The sequence below is a fragment of the Rhodococcus sp. BP-160 genome (genome assembly GCF_019836205.1).
GTDB lineage: Bacteria > Actinomycetota > Actinomycetes > Mycobacteriales > Mycobacteriaceae > Rhodococcoides.
In genome coordinates this window covers 953,405-967,323 of record NZ_JABUEK010000001.1, presented here as the reverse complement: position 1 = coordinate 967,323, position 13,919 = coordinate 953,405, and the positions used below count along the sequence as shown (strand labels likewise).

15 protein-coding genes and 3 tRNA genes are annotated in these 13,919 nt (G+C 69.7%); 10 read left to right on the top strand and 8 right to left on the bottom strand.

All coding sequences use genetic code 11. The features are described from left to right. Positions 1 to 31 precede the first annotated feature (31 nt). The 7 genes from HQ306_RS04555 (at position 32) to HQ306_RS04525 (ending at position 5,066) form a co-directional block, all read left to right on the top strand. Positions 32 to 104, top strand: a tRNA-Glu gene (locus HQ306_RS04555). Positions 105 to 196: 92 nt separating this feature from the next. Next, positions 197 to 270 (top strand) — tRNA-Asp (locus HQ306_RS04550). Between the two features lie 89 nt (positions 271 to 359). Continuing rightward, positions 360 to 433 (top strand) — tRNA-Phe (locus HQ306_RS04545). A 104-nt stretch (positions 434 to 537) separates the two neighbouring features. Next, positions 538 to 1,788, top strand: a complete 1,251-nt coding sequence (locus tag HQ306_RS04540; protein ID WP_222627824.1) for an FAD-dependent oxidoreductase — start codon at positions 538 to 540, stop codon at positions 1,786 to 1,788. A 92-nt stretch (positions 1,789 to 1,880) separates the two neighbouring features. Further along, positions 1,881 to 2,582: a response regulator transcription factor gene (locus tag HQ306_RS04535; protein WP_222627822.1), complete on the top strand. Its 702-nt coding sequence runs from the start codon at positions 1,881 to 1,883 to the stop codon at positions 2,580 to 2,582. Beyond that, entirely contained in the window at positions 2,579 to 3,541 is a 963-nt protein-coding gene (locus HQ306_RS04530) for a HAMP domain-containing sensor histidine kinase (RefSeq protein ID WP_027504255.1), read from the top strand. Before HQ306_RS04535 ends, HQ306_RS04530 begins: the two co-directional genes overlap by 4 nt. A gap of 76 nt (positions 3,542 to 3,617) precedes the next feature. After that, complete coding sequence (locus tag HQ306_RS04525) at positions 3,618 to 5,066, top strand: DUF4153 domain-containing protein (protein WP_222627820.1); 1,449 nt, start codon at positions 3,618 to 3,620, stop codon at positions 5,064 to 5,066. Here HQ306_RS04525 and HQ306_RS04520 read toward each other — a convergent pair. The 3 genes from HQ306_RS04520 to HQ306_RS04510 all read right to left on the bottom strand — a co-directional run bounded on the left by HQ306_RS04520 (position 5,005) and on the right by HQ306_RS04510 (position 6,973). Continuing rightward, complete coding sequence (locus tag HQ306_RS04520; RefSeq protein WP_027504254.1) at positions 5,005 to 5,289, bottom strand: protealysin inhibitor emfourin; 285 nt, start codon at positions 5,287 to 5,289, stop codon at positions 5,005 to 5,007. The two genes, HQ306_RS04525 and HQ306_RS04520, sit on opposite strands and share 62 nt — an antisense overlap. A 1-nt stretch (position 5,290) precedes the next feature. Continuing rightward, complete coding sequence (locus tag HQ306_RS04515; RefSeq protein ID WP_307109246.1) at positions 5,291 to 6,430, bottom strand: M4 family metallopeptidase; 1,140 nt, start codon at positions 6,428 to 6,430, stop codon at positions 5,291 to 5,293. Between the two features lie 81 nt (positions 6,431 to 6,511). Then, on the bottom strand, positions 6,512 to 6,973 hold the full coding sequence (locus tag HQ306_RS04510) for a hypothetical protein (RefSeq protein ID WP_222627818.1): 462 nt from the start codon (positions 6,971 to 6,973) through the stop codon (positions 6,512 to 6,514). A 79-nt stretch (positions 6,974 to 7,052) separates the two neighbouring features. On the opposite strand from HQ306_RS04510, the gene HQ306_RS04505 reads away from it, so the two are divergent. Then, the gene (locus tag HQ306_RS04505) at positions 7,053 to 8,138 is read left to right on the top strand and encodes a hypothetical protein (protein ID WP_222627817.1); all 1,086 of its coding nucleotides are present in this window, start codon (positions 7,053 to 7,055) and stop codon (positions 8,136 to 8,138) included. On the opposite strand, the gene HQ306_RS04500 is transcribed toward HQ306_RS04505, so the two are convergent. Then, positions 8,080 to 8,928 carry a pseudouridine synthase gene (locus tag HQ306_RS04500; protein ID WP_222629169.1) on the bottom strand — a complete coding sequence of 283 codons (849 nt, stop codon included), beginning with the start codon at positions 8,926 to 8,928 and terminating at the stop codon, positions 8,080 to 8,082. The two genes, HQ306_RS04505 and HQ306_RS04500, sit on opposite strands and share 59 nt — an antisense overlap. 132 nt (positions 8,929 to 9,060) lie before the next feature. Here HQ306_RS04500 and HQ306_RS04495 point away from each other — a divergent pair, with 132 nt between their 5' ends. Then, positions 9,061 to 9,948, top strand: a complete 888-nt coding sequence (locus tag HQ306_RS04495; protein WP_222627815.1) for an oxidoreductase — start codon at positions 9,061 to 9,063, stop codon at positions 9,946 to 9,948. 4 nt (positions 9,949 to 9,952) lie between these two features. Here the strand turns inward: HQ306_RS04495 and HQ306_RS04490 are convergent, their stop codons facing one another. The 3 genes from HQ306_RS04490 to HQ306_RS04480 all read right to left on the bottom strand — a co-directional run bounded on the left by HQ306_RS04490 (position 9,953) and on the right by HQ306_RS04480 (position 11,958). Further along, complete coding sequence (locus tag HQ306_RS04490) at positions 9,953 to 10,375, bottom strand: organic hydroperoxide resistance protein (RefSeq protein ID WP_027504250.1); 423 nt, start codon at positions 10,373 to 10,375, stop codon at positions 9,953 to 9,955. Positions 10,376 to 10,406: 31 nt separating this feature from the next. After that, a complete protein-coding gene (locus tag HQ306_RS04485; RefSeq protein ID WP_222627813.1) occupies positions 10,407 to 10,850 on the bottom strand; it encodes a MarR family winged helix-turn-helix transcriptional regulator in 444 nt (147 codons plus the stop codon). A 313-nt stretch (positions 10,851 to 11,163) separates the two neighbouring features. Further along, positions 11,164 to 11,958 carry a DUF1206 domain-containing protein gene (locus tag HQ306_RS04480; protein ID WP_222627811.1) on the bottom strand — a complete coding sequence of 265 codons (795 nt, stop codon included), beginning with the start codon at positions 11,956 to 11,958 and terminating at the stop codon, positions 11,164 to 11,166. A 244-nt stretch (positions 11,959 to 12,202) separates the two neighbouring features. Between HQ306_RS04480 and HQ306_RS04475 the strand changes: the two genes are divergently transcribed. Further along, the gene (locus HQ306_RS04475) at positions 12,203 to 13,276 is read left to right on the top strand and encodes a 3-deoxy-7-phosphoheptulonate synthase (protein ID WP_308115548.1); all 1,074 of its coding nucleotides are present in this window, start codon (positions 12,203 to 12,205) and stop codon (positions 13,274 to 13,276) included. Here the strand turns inward: HQ306_RS04475 and HQ306_RS04470 are convergent. Continuing rightward, positions 13,242 to 13,871: an alpha-ketoglutarate-dependent dioxygenase AlkB gene (locus tag HQ306_RS04470; protein ID WP_222627809.1), complete on the bottom strand. Its 630-nt coding sequence runs from the start codon at positions 13,869 to 13,871 to the stop codon at positions 13,242 to 13,244. The genes HQ306_RS04475 and HQ306_RS04470 overlap by 35 nt on opposite strands. Between the last annotated feature and the right edge of the window lie 48 nt (positions 13,872 to 13,919).

The window sequence follows — 13,919 nt, the reverse complement described above, 5'->3', positions numbered from 1 at the left end:
CCGTTGGGGTACGGTCGGAGCGATTCGACGGGCCCCCTTCGTTTAGCGGCCTAGGACGCCGCCCTTTCAAGGCGGTAGCGCGGGTTCGAATCCCGTAGGGGGTACGTTTCAGCGAGTGACAACGCTGGAGCGGGAGTGGTGAGAAGTAGGACGAAGATGCAGTAGGGTCTTCCACGCAGTACATGCTTCACAGCATGGCCCTGTGGCGCAGTTGGTTAGCGCGCCGCCCTGTCACGGCGGAGGTCGCGGGTTCGAGTCCCGTCAGGGTCGCAACACCTCAGAGGTCGCAATACCTCAGTGATGCGATGATCGTCAGCACCGAGTAGGACAGCATCACCGGTACCCGCGAGGGTGCCCACGGCCAGGTAGCTCAGTCGGTACGAGCGTCCGCCTGAAAAGCGGAAGGTCGCCGGTTCGATCCCGGCTCTGGCCACCGAGAATGAACACAGACTGGAACCACCTGCCCGCGCAGGTGGTTCTTCTCGTTTCCGGACCCGTCGTCCGAGGTCGCCGAGGCCCGGGTGGTATCGATAGGGCATGACTGACATCGATGCTGACGTGATCGTGGTGGGGGCGGGTATCGCCGGTCTCCGGTGCGCCGGAGCGCTGCGCCGACGTGGATTCACGGTGCGGGTCGTGGAGGCGAGCGACGCCCCGGGGGGACGGATCCGCACCGACGTCGTGGACGGCTTCCGCTGTGACCGAGGCTTCCAGCTCCTCAACCCCTCCTACCCGGCCGTGAAGCGTCATGTCGACGTGTCCGCGCTCGATCTGCGGGTCGCCGGTCGCGGTGTGCGGATCGTCGACGACTCGGGGCGAGCGCACACGGTCGCCGACCCGACACGGCACCCGGGCCTGCTGCTCGGGACGGTGCGGTCCGCGGCTCGCCTGGGCCTGCTGCACCCGGGCGCCGTCGTCGGCGCCGCGCGGTGGGCGTTGCCCGCTGTCGGACCGGTGCGCCGCCTGGCCGCGTCCCCCGACGCTGCACTCGCCGACGACTGGGACCGCGTCGGCCTCCGCGGTCCGCTGCGCTCCGCACTGCTGGCTCCGTTTCTCAGCGGGGTCCTCGCCGACGGCGTGGGAGACACGTCGGACCGCTACGTTCGGCTCGTGCTCCGCAGCTTTCTTCTCGCGACACCCGGTGTGCCGAACCGCGGAATGCAGGCGTTCCCCGAGCAGCTCGCCCGCGATGCCGGGGTCGACATCGCGTACTCCTCGCGCGTCGAGCAGGTCACCGACGGCGCGGCACCCGCCGTGCGGATCGCCGACGGGTCGGTGCTGCAGGCCCGCGCGGTGGTGGTGGCGACGGACGCCCGAGGCGCGAACGAGCTGACGGACACCCGGACCTCTCCCATGCGCGGGTTGTCGACGTGGTGGTTCGAGGCCGACGCCGCGGAATCCGACGAGTTCCTCCGCATCTCGGGGACGGGCGGCGTGGTGGTCAACACCGCCGAGATGAGCTCCATCGCACCGGGATACGCGCCGACCGGGAAGACCCTGGTGCAGGCGACCACGCTGCTGGACGACGCCGGTCCCGCCGAGGAGTCCGTCGTGCGCACCGTTCTCGATCGGCTGTGGGGTCGGTCCACCGCGTCGTGGCGGGTGATCGTGCGTCACGACGTGCGGCGTGCGCTCCCGGTCCAGGCACCCGGGACGTCGCTCCGGCGATCGCTGCAGGTCGGTGACCGCGTGCTGCTCGCCGGCGACCATCGCGACACCCCGTCGATCCAGGGTGCTCTGGTGTCGGGTGGTCGCGCGGCCGCCGAGGTGGCGCGGCTGCTCGGCTGACGCGGCGTCCGGTTCGTGGGCCGGAGCGATCTCCACGGAATCTTCACAACGTGTCCCCGAGACCCGCACATGATGCCGTTACGGTCTGTTTCATGGATCGACGACGAATTCTGGTGGTCGAGGACGAACGGGCTCTGGCCGACGCGATCGCGGCACGGCTGCGGTCCGAGGGCTTCGACGTCGACCTCGCGTCTACCGGACCGGCCGCCGTGGAGACGGTGGCCCGCACGAACCCCGACCTGGTGGTCCTCGACGTGATGCTGCCCGGGTTCGACGGTCTCGAGGTGTGCCGACGCATCCAGTCCCGCCCCGAGGGCGCCGTCGCCGTCCTCATGCTCACGGCGCGGTCGGACGAGACGGACCAGCTGGTGGGCCTCGGGGTGGGTGCGGACGACTACATGTCCAAGCCGTTCTCGATGCGCACCCTGGTGGCCCGCGTGCACGCACTGCTGCGCCGGGTGGAACGCCATCCCGCGCCGTCGCCGACCGTCGTGCACGAGTTCGACGACGTCCGGGTCGACGAGCGCGCGCGGCGGGTCTTCCGTGACGGCGACGAGGTCCACCTGACACGCACGGAGTTCGATCTCCTGCTGTTCCTCGCTCGGCGGCCGGGCGCGGCCTACGCGCGAGATCGACTGCTGTCGGACGTGTGGGGGTGGTCGCGCGACGACTCCATGACGTCCGTGCCGTCCCGCACGGTCGACAGCCACGTCAAGGCGTTGCGGCGCAAGCTGGGGTCCGACGTCGTGCGCACCGTCCACGGCGTCGGGTACGCGTTCCGGGCACGCGGATGATCCGCCCTCTCGACTCGCTGCGCTCGTTCAAGGTCAAGACCGGCCTGGTGGTGGTGATCGCGCTGTTCGCGGCGTCGGGCACCTTCTGGCTCGCGGCGCAGCAGCCGTTCCGGTACGCGCTGCTGCTCGCACTCGTCGTGGCTCTGGTGGTCACGCAGATCGTCGCGCACGGGATGACCTCGCCGCTGCGCGAGATGACCGCAGCCTCGCGAGCGATGGCGAACGGGGACTACACGCACCGGGTTCGTGCCACGTCGCGGGACGAGATCGGCCAGTTGGCCGTCGCGTTCAACACGATGTCGGCAGACCTCGCAGAGGCCGACCGCTACCGTCGGGAGCTGATCGGCAACGTCTCGCACGAACTCCGGACACCGATCGCGTCGCTGCAGGCCGTGCTCGAGAACATCGCCGACGGGGTGCAGGAGGCGACCCCGGCGACGGTGGGAGTCGCCCTCGAGCAGACCGAACGTCTGGCTCGGCTCGTCGACGACCTCCTGGATCTCTCGAAGCTCGAGGGTGGCGCACTCGGTCTGTCGCGCAGCACGTTCGACCTCCGTCAGTTCCTGACCAGCGTGGTCACCCAGAGCACGGCGACCCGGTTCTCGGTGTCGGTCGAGCCTCCCGGTGCGACGGTGACCGCCGACGAGGAACGGGTACGGCAGGTGATGGCCAATCTGGTCGAGAACGCCGTGCGCCATGGTCCGCCCGACGGTGCAGTGGCCGTGTCGGCCGTGGTGGGTGACGACACGGTGCGCATCGACGTGGTCGACGAGGGCGACGGGATCGCGCCGGCCGATCGCGCTCGGGTGTTCGACCGGTTCGTCCGCGGCGGGTCGACCGACGGCGGCACCGGCATCGGGCTCGCCATCGCTCGATGGGCCGCCGAGTTGCACGGCGGCACACTCGATGTGGTCGACGTCGGCGCCGGGTGTTGCTTCCGGCTCACTCTTCCCGTCTGACCCCCACCGTCCGCACTCGGCACGTGACACCGCATCCGGTGCTCGCGCGATCACCCCTGCCCGAAAGAGGTTCACGATGACCACCGACCTTCTTCCCGATCCGGCGGCGCAGTCGCCGGTCCGCACCGTCACCGAGTCTCCGCGTCGCTGGGCCGTGGGTTCCGCCGCAGCGGTCGGGGTGGTCGCCGGCGCGATACTGACCGACCGGCCGTCGGTGGCCTACCTCGCCGTCGGCGTCGCTGCCGTCCTCGCCGCTCGACTGCCGGACCGGTCGCGCTGGTCCGTGGCATGGATCGGCGCCGCGTTCACGCTGCTGGTGGTCCCGTTCGTCCGCGATTCGGGATGGCTCGCAGCGTCGTCCGTCGGACTGGCCGTGTGGTGTGTGGCTCTGTCGACCACGAGATCGACGACGTTCACCGCCACGGTGCTCGCGCCGATCGTGCCCGTCGTGGTGCAGGGAGCCGTGCTCCGCTCGCTCGGAACCGGTGCCGCACAGGTGACGCTCCCGTCTCGGGGGTCCGCGGTACGCACGCTGCGCGTCGTGGTGAGCACGGCCCTGCTGGTCACCGTGTTCACGCTGCTGTTCGCGGGTGCCGACGATCGCTTCGCCTCGCTCGTCGACGCGGTGATCCCGACCGTGTCCGTCGACGTCGACCCGCTGGGGCCGGTCGTGGCTCTGTGCGTCGCGCTGTGGATTCTGGGTGTCGCCCACGCGAAGCGTCACGCGATGGCACTCGATGCGCTCGCTCCCGGCGCTGGTCGACGACGACCGGTGTGGGAGTGGGCGGTGCCGGTCTGCGCGCTCGTCGTCGTGTTCGCTGCGTTCGTCGTGGTGCAGGCAGCCACGTTGTTCGGCGGACACGACCACGTGATGACGACGGACGACCTGACGTTCGCGGACCACGCCCGATCGGGATTCTGGCAGCTGATCACGGTGACAGTCGGCGTGCTCGTCGTGGTCGCCGTGCAGGTACGCAAGGTCGACGCCGAGGTGCGGCGCGACCGGGTGCTCGCGCGCATCGCCTTCGGGTCGCTGTGTGTGCTGACGCTGGTGGTCGTCTGGTCGGCGGTGTACCGAATGTCGTTGTACGAGCAGCAGTTCGGTCTCACTCGGCTGCGAGTCGGGGTCATGGCCGTCGAGGTGTGGTTGGGCGTCGTCGTGCTCGCCGTCATCGTCGCCGGTGCGCGCTGGTCCGCGCGCCTACTGCCCGCGGTGATCGTCGGCACGGCGGCGCTGGGCGTGCTGGTGATGGCGGTGGTGAACGTCGATGCGCTGGTCGCGGAGCGGGCAGTCGAGCGCTACGAGCGGACCGGACTGATCGACGTCGACTATCTCGGCACGCTGTCGGCGGACGCGGTGCCCGCCGTGTCGACCCTGCCGCCCACGCTGCGCGACTGCATCGTCGACGAGCCCGGGAGCGACCCGTGGTGGAACGCGAACCTCGCACGCCGTGAGGCCGCCGTCATCGCGGCGAGCGACCCTCTCGCAGAGTGCGCTCTGCCAGCTCGCGAAGCGGGCCGGTGAGTGCCGAATCGCCGGTCTCGCACGAGTGCTCGCCGATCTCGAGTCGCCACCGGAAGGTGTCGCGAGCGAGGGACGACGACTCGGGCAGGCCGTTCAACAGGGGGAGCGCGCGAGTGACCAGCTGCTCCCACTCGGGTGCCGTGTCGCCGAGGGCCGTGGTGTCGACGCTGCCGCGGCGGGTCATCCCGGCCACGCCGCCGCTGCGTACCACCACGATGACCATGTCACGTCCTCTTGCTCGCCTCGTCCGCCGCATCGGACGCGGATCCCGTCCCGGCCGGCTCGAGGCCCACGGTAGTCCACCCGCCGACCACGGCGCGGTGAACGTCGGACCCGGTTCCGTACCGCGCCGATGCGGCCGCGACCGTCGCCGCGGAGAAGGCGGCGAAATCGGCGGTCGGCGTCAGGCTGCCGGACGTGAGAGCGTCGAACCAGACCTGTCCGAGACGATCCCAGGCCGGCCCGCCGAGCGCGACGGCGGCCTCGGCGAACGCGCGGTTGGGGATGCCGGAGTTGATGTGCACCCCGCCGTTGTCCTCGGTGGTCTCGACGTATCCCGCCATGTCCGCGGGCTGGGGGTCCTTGCCGAGGACGTCGTCGTCGTACGCGGTACCGGGTGCCAGCATCGAGCGGAGGGCGCTGCCCTGCACGTCGGGGAGGAAGAGCCCCTCGCCGACGAGCCAGGACGCGTCCTCGGCGTTCTGCCCACGCGAGCGCTGTTCTGCGAGGACGCCGAACACGTCGGACACCGACTCGTTGAGGGCGCCGGACTGTCCGGCGTACTCGAGCTGTGAGGTGTACTGCGTGAAACCGTGAGCCAACTCGTGCGCGATGACGGACAGCGACACGGTGAAGCGGGTGAACACCTCGCCGTCACCGTCGCCGAACACCATGCGGGTGCCGTCCCAGAACGCGTTGTCGTACTGCTCGCCGTAGTGCACCGTGGCGTCGAGCGGCAGCCCCTGCCCATCGAGGCTGGACCATCCGTAGACCTCGGCGAACAGGGCGTGGGTGACGCCGAGGCCGTCGTAGCTCTCGTCCGCCGCCGGATCGCCGACAGGTTCGCCGCCCTCGGTACGCACGACGTCGCCGGGCAGAGTCTGCGTGTTCCTCGCGTCGGCGATGGTGCGCTGCAGCCGATCCGCGACGGCGCCGCGGGGAGCGGTGGGCGACACGGTGGACCGCGTCGAGTCGCGTCGGCGCCGCATCTCGTCGTCGAGTTCCAGCGTGCGGCTCGCGACGGACGGGGCGGTGTCCAGGCGGGCACTGCGTTCCGCGGGGGCCGACGCGAGGCGCTGCAGAAGGTAGGGAGGAACGACGCCCTGGCAGCAGGGCGTGGTGCGCGAGAGGTCGGGGGTGGCCACGATGAGATCCTTCCGAAGGGGAACGATCGCCACGCTAACCCCGATCACCGACAGCCCGCGCACCTCGCGGAGCTCGTGCGGTCAGGGGCAGGCGACCTTCGCCTGGTCGTAGATGCGACCGGCCTCGTCGACACCGGGCTCGTTGCCGTTGTTGGTGGCCTGCGACCGGATGTCGGTGACCACGGCGTCCTTTTCCTTGCCGTCGGTGATCTGCTGGCAGATGCTGCCGAGCAGCGATTCGATGTCCTCGTCGGACTTTCCCTCGGAGAGCGCGGAGAACTGCGCCTTGTAGGCGGCGACGAAGGTCGCGCGCTTGGCGTCGTCGAACACGTTGCCGGCATCGTCGGCCAGGCTGCCGGCGCTCGACTGGATGCCGGGTGCGGCCGACTGTGCAGAGCTGAGTGCGCCCTGAGCTGCGTCGCCCACCGATTCCGCGGCGTTGTTCGCGGTGTCCTGTGCGGACTGCTGATCCTCGGAGCTGCATCCACCCAGGATCAGGGCGAGGGTGGCGGCAGCGGCGAGCGTGGCGGGAAGGAGTCTCATCGGACGAACTTTACCGGGCGTACCGTCGCATTCCACCGCGAAAGTGGCCTGTGAATGACCATGATCGACGATGGCCATCATGCAGCGGGATGAGGGTGCGCGGCGGGTGCGGACGCCGATCGTGCGCAGTGCCGACGGGACATCGTCCGTGGAGTCGTTCGTCATCGCCGCGGTCGCGACCATCCTGCTCACCCGCGCCTACCTCGAACTCACCGACTATCCGCAGGTGGGCGGCGGAAGCCTGCACATCGCCCACGCACTGTGGGGCGGTGCGCTGATGATGACGGCGCTCGTCGTCGGATGGCTGTTCCTCGGCTTCGGAGCGCGCTCGTCGGCCGTGCTGCTGGGCGGCGTCGGCTTCGGTCTGTTCCTGGACGAGGTCGGGAAGTTCGTGACGAAGGACAACGACTACTTCTACGGCCCGTCCGCCGAGATCATGTACGTGACGGTGGTTCTGGTCCTGGTGCTCGGACGAACCGTCCGCGACGTCCGCGAACCGACGCCACGGGAATGCCTCGCGAACGCTGCCGCCATCGCGTCGGAAGGACTCGTCGGTGGGGTACCGGGATCGCGCCGGGAGCTGGCCCGCGAACTGCTCGACCGAGCGCGGACGACGGGAGCCGACCCCGAGCTCGTCGCGAGCATCGACACCCTGCTGAGTCGGTGCGTTCCGGCACCGTCCCGGCCGACGCGTCGGCTGGTGTGGTTCTCGCGCACCGTCGCGTCGTTCGTGACCAGTACGCGCTGGGCGATCGCGTTGTCCTGGCTCATGGTGGTCACCGCGTCCGCGACGGTCGTGGCGGGCATCGCACAACTGGCCACGGGCGGTCTGGTCATCGAACGCGACGACCTCGATGTCACCCTCGACCGGATGACCATCTCGGGCGGCATCCTGTGGGTGACGGCGTGCGTCACGGTCGCCCTCGGGCTCCCGTCGCTGATCGCGCGGCGGCGCACCGCGTCCCTCTGGCCTCTGCACCGACTCCGGTCGGCGGCCCTGATCTACGCGTTGCTCGGTGCGCTCGTCGACTTCGCCGAGACGGGCTTCGCCGCCCTGACCAACCTCGCGATCGGACTGCTGACGCTCGCCGCGATCTCGCACCGGATCACGGTGGAGACAGCGCGAGGGTCCGCTGCGACGCGAAGTGCCGCGGTGCGCCTGTGAGCGGGTCGGTGAACTCGATGCTCCGCGCCAGCAGTCGCAGTGGATCCCGGTAGTCGTCGACGGCGACCTCGCGCGGCACGGGATACAGCGAGTCGCCGACTATGGGCAGGCCGAGAGAGGCCATGTGCACGCGTAGTTGATGGGTCTTGCCCGTGCGTGGATGCAGGCGGTAGAGCGCCAGGTCGCCCACCGTGCGCACCTTCTCGATCACGGTCTCGCTGTTCGGCTCACCCGTCACCTCGGTCGCCTGCAGTGATCCACGGTCCTTGACGATGCGGCTGCTCACGGTGTGCGGGAACGAGATCGGCGAGTCGGGGGCCACCGCTTCGTAGACCTTGACCATGCTGCGCTCCCGGAACATCTCCTGATATGCGCGGCGGACGTCCTGTCGTGCGGTGAAGACGAGCACGCCCGCGGTGAGGCGATCGAGGCGGTGCGCCGGGGACAGTGCGTCGTTTCCCAGTTCGCGTCGCAGCCGGGTCAGGGCGGTCTGCACGACGAAGCGCCCCCGTGGTGTCGTCGCCAGGAAGTGCGGCTTGTCCACCACCACGATCGCATCGTCTCGATACAGGATCGGGGCGGTGAACGGCACCTCGGGTTCCACGGGCGGATCCCGGTACAGGTAGACGTCGGCGCGGGGGACCAGGGGAGTGTCGACCAGCACGGGCCGTCCTGCGGCATCGACGACCTCGCCGTCCGTCACCTTCGCGCGCAGGGCCTCCGCATCGCGCGGAAAGCGTGCGACGAGGTACTCGACTATGGTCCTGTGCTCTGCCGGCGCGTCCGGCATGCGGATCCGCGTCGGATTGAGACCGTCTCGGATCGGCAGCGGTGCGGGCACCGGATCGAGCGTAGTGCGCCGGTACCCTCGAACGCGGTCGGCCGCGGCGAGCGGCCGAGAGAAGTCTCAGGGGGGAAGCGCATGGCACAGAAGTCTGCACACAAGTGGGTCGAGACCGACGTACCGGATCAGACCGGCCGGACCTTCGTGGTCACGGGAGCCAACAGCGGGCTCGGCGCCGAGGCCGCGAAGGCACTCGGTCGCGCGGGCGCGACGGTGGTGCTGGCCTGCCGGACCGTGGAGAAGGCGAAGCCGATCGCGGACGAGATCGGTGAGCGCGCCGAGGTGCGTCGACTCGACCTCGCGGATCTGAGCTCGGTGCGGGAGTTCGCCGACGACACGCCCACCGTGGACGTACTGATCAACAACGCCGGCGTCATGGCACTGCCGCTGAAGCGGACCGCCGACGGTTTCGAGATGCAGTTCGGCACGAACCATCTCGGGCATTTCGCGCTGACCGGCCTCCTGCTGGACAGGATCACCGACCGCGTGGTCACCATGTCGAGTTTCATGCACCAGGTACCGGGACTGAAGCTGTCGGATCTCAACTACGAGAAGCGTCGCTACAGCCGGTGGGGTGCCTACGGGCAGTCGAAGCTGTCGAACCTGCTGTTCGCGTACGAGCTGGATCGCCGACTGCGTGCGGCGGGGTCACCCGTGCTCTCGCTGGCGGCGCATCCCGGTTACTCGAGTACCGAGTTGATGGGGCGGACGGAGACTGTGCAGGACGCGTTCATGTCACTCGGCCGGGTCTTCGCCCAGTCGGCCTACATGGGAAGCCTGCCGGAGCTCTACGCCGCGACGGCACCGGGGCTGCAGTCCGGCGGCTACTTCGGACCGGACGGGTTCCAGGAGCTGAGCGGGCACCCGAAGAAGGTCGGATCGAACAAGGCCTCGCGTGACGAGGCGAAAGCCCGTGAGCTCTGGACCAGGTCGGTCGAGCTCACGGGCGTCACCTACGCGATCTGAACGGTCAGTCGTCGCTGACGGTGATCTGCACGTCGATGTTGCCGCGGGTCGCATTGCTGTAGGGGCAGACCTCGTGGGCCTTGTCCGCGAGGGCCTGCGCCGTGTCGTGATCGAGGTTGGGGAGGGTCACCTCGAGGACCACGGCGAGCTCGAAGCCGCCGGCGTCGTTCGGGCCGATGCTGACCTTCGCGCCGACGGAGGAGTCGGTGACGTCGGCCTTCTGCTGGCCGGCGACGAGGCGCAGAGCGGAGTGGTAGCACGCGGCGTAGCCGACGGCGAAGAGCTGCTCCGGGTTGGTTCCGTTGCCGCTGCCGCCCATCTCGGTGGGGGCGGCGAGGTCGACGTCGACCTTGCCGTCGGTGGTGCGGCCGTGGCCGTTGCGTCCGTCGCCGGTGGCCAGTGCCTCTGCGGTGTACAGCGTCTTCATGGGTGAACCTCTCGTGGTGGGGATGGACGGGTCAGGCGGAACGAAGCGACGCGGTGGTCTTGCGGACGAGCGCGATCAGCGTGGTCGCCTCGTCTTCGGTGAGGCCGGTCGCGGTGAAGATGCACTCGGGAACGTGCGCGGCCGCGGAACGCAGGGCGCGGCCCGTGTCCGTCAGCCGGATCTCGACGCGTCGTTCGTCCTCCGCTGACCGTTCGCGGGTGACGAGCGACAGTGTCTCGATGCGCTTGAGCAGGGGGGACAGTGTTCCGGAATCCAGGCCGAGTCGATCGCCCAGTTCCGAGACGCTGAGTCCGTCCCGCTCCCACAGCACGAGCATCACCAGGTACTGCGGGTAGGTGATGCCCAGGTCGTCCAGCAGGGGCCGGTAGACCGCGGTGGTGGCCCGCGACGCCGAGTACAGGGCGAAGCAGAGTTGCTTGTCCAGTGTCAGCGCGTCGTTCACGAGGACTAACATAGCGCACAATGTAATTGTGCACAACCTTTCGCGCAGGACGAAAGTGCGTCGCAGCGATCGAGGCGGACGTCAGCGTGCGAACAGGAACATCGCGAGGGTGCGGAGAACGCCGGGGTAGGCGTCGTCACGCGGCTGCGAGGCGGCGGGCGCGGGTCGGAGCGGCGTCATGGGCACCGATGGGTACTGACCGTCGGTAACGGGTGTTGTGGTGGTTTCGGCGGAATGGTCCAGACTCATACCCCGCATTGTGCACCACCCGTCTGCGAAAAGGCTGTGAACAGCCCGTGCGGTTCGTGGCGTGTCCCACGGGACGTCACATCCGGGCGTGCCGGGCCATCACGACGGCGTAGACGCCGTAGAGGGCGATGCCGACTCCGGCGAGGACGAGCAGGATCTGTCCGAACGGCTGCGCCCCCAGGGTCTTGACGGCTCCGTCGAGACCCGTCGCCTTGCCGGGATCCGCGGTCAGCACGGCGGCGGCCACCAGGACACCGACACCGACGAGGGCGAGGCCCTTGGCGGTGTATCCGACCACGCCGATGACCCGGACCGGACGCCCGACGTGACCCTCGAGGTCCTTCTCGAACTTCGTGGAGATGCCCTTGTACACGTGATAAGCGCCGACGCCGATGATGACGGCCGCGGCCACGACGAGAACGACCTTGCCGATCGTCGACTCCATGAGGCGGGCGGTGAGCCCGGCGTTCTGCTGACCCGTCGACTGCCCGGCACCGCGAGCGAAGTTCAGCGCGGACCAGGCGAATGCGAGGTACACGACGGCGAGTGCACCGGCCTTGAGTCGATCGGTCGCACTGCCGGAATCGGCCTCGGTCTTCTTACCCACCACCGCCTCGAGAATGCGCCACGCGGCGAGGGCCAGGAAGGCGACGACGGCGATCCACAGCATGACGGCACCGCCGGGCTTGGAGGCCAGCTCGCCCAGCGCGCCGGACTGGTCGGCGTTGCCGCCCTGTCCGAAGGCGAGCCGCACCGCGATGTATCCGATCAGGAGGTGCAGCACTCCGCTCACGAGATGCCCTGCGCGGGCGGCTCTCTCGAACCCCGTGCTGTTCTGGATGCGGTCCCCGCGAGAGGTGTCGATCGCCATCGGACCATGGTCCCACGTCGAGGGAGAAGAATGTCCGCTTCCGCCGCCCGGGCTCGTCGGCACGGCCGTGCGCTACAGTGCCTGTGTGCAGCGAGCATATTTTTGGTTCAGCAGGCCGGCCCTCGGTGGTCCGGTCAGCGGAACCATGCGCTGACCCACTCCACCCGACGAGCCGGCAGGACCGGCTCGCGTGGAATGCGTGTCCCGGTCGTGACGTCTCACCCGACCGCCCCGAGGACTCATCGTGACTCTCGCACTTGACACTCTTCCCGACCTGTCGCGGACAGGTCCGCTCGTCTCGCCGCGTGCGCTGCGGGACGCGGAGCCCGCATCCGCCGACGCGGCTCTCCGCGTCGCCGACAGCCGTGACGCCCTGCGCGCCATCCTGACCGGAGCCGACGACCGCGTGGCCGTCGTGGTGGGCCCGTGCTCCGTGCACGACCCGATCGCGGCACTGGACTACGCCCGCCGGCTGGCCGTCCTGGCCGACGAGGTGGGGGATCGACTCCAGGTGATCATGCGGGTCTACTTCGAGAAGCCGCGGACGTCGGTGGGCTGGAAGGGTCTGCTCAGCGACCCCGGCCTCGACGGCTCGGACGATCTCGACGCCGGGCTCCGGGCGGCGCGGCGCATTCTGGCCGCCATCGTCGACGGCGGCCTGCCCACGGCGACGGAGTTCCTCGATCCTGCTCTGTCCGGCCATCTCTCGGACCTGGTGACGTACGGGGCGATCGGTGCCCGCACCGCGTCGTCGCAGGTTCACCGCCAGATGGTCAGCGGTCTGCCGATGCCGGTGGGCATCAAGAACGGAACGGACGGCGACGTGCAGGTGGCCGTCGACGGGGTGCGCTCGGCGAGGTCGCCGCACGTGTACGCCGGGGTCGACGACGGCCGACTGGCCGCCGTGCGCACGACGGGCAACGAGGACGCCCACGTCATCCTCCGGGGTGGGTCCTCCGGCCCGAACTACGACGCGGCTTCGGTGACCGACGCGGGGGAGCGGCTCCGGCGCTCGGGCGCGGACCCGCGGGTGGTGGTGGACGTCAGCCACGGCAACAGTGCCAAGAACCACCGACGCCAGCTCGACGTGCTGGGCGACCTCGCCGACCGGATCGCCGGCGGCGACCGCGGCGTCGTGGGGGTGATGGTGGAGAGCTTCCTCGTCGAGGGCCGTCAGGACCTCGGCACGCCGGGGGAGCCGCTCACCTACGGCCAGTCGATCACCGATGCCTGCCTCGGGTGGGCGGACACCGAATGCGCCGTTCGGGCGCTGGCCGACGCCGTCAGCGCACGCCGTGCGGTCGGAACTGGACGCTGATCCGGGGCCCCGTGGCGCGCGTGCTCTTGGGCACGCAGTGCTCCCAGGTCCGCTGGCAGGACCCGCCCATGACGATCAGATCACCGTGTCCCAGAGTGTGTCTCACCGAGGGACCGCCGCCGCGCGGTCGCAGCAACAGCGGCCGTGCGGCGCCGAGGGACACGATGGCGACCATGGTGTCCTCGCGCGCTCCGCGTCCGAGGTCGTCGCCGTGCCAGGCGACGCTGTCCTTGCCGTCGCGGTAGAAGCAGAGTCCGGCCGTGGCGAAGTCCTCGCCCAGTTCGGCCCGGTAGTGCTCGCTCAGCTGTCGACCGGCATCGACCAGGACGGGGGCGGGCAGCCGCTCGGGATCGGGGAAGAAGGAGACCAGGCGCGGGACGTCGACGACGCGGTCGTACATCGGTCGGCGTTCCGACCGCCACGGAACCTCCTCCACCAGCCGGTCGAAGACGGAGTCCGAGCCGCTCACCCAGTTCGGCAGCACGTCGATCCACGCGCCGTCGGTCAACACCGTCCGGCGGACGGACGTGAGGGAGCCGAGCGACGGTCCGTCCGCGCCGTCGTCGAACAGGGACGCCTGGAGTGCGTAGGTCACGGGGCCATCGTAGCGCGGTCGTTCGAACGTATGTTCCTACGCGACCGT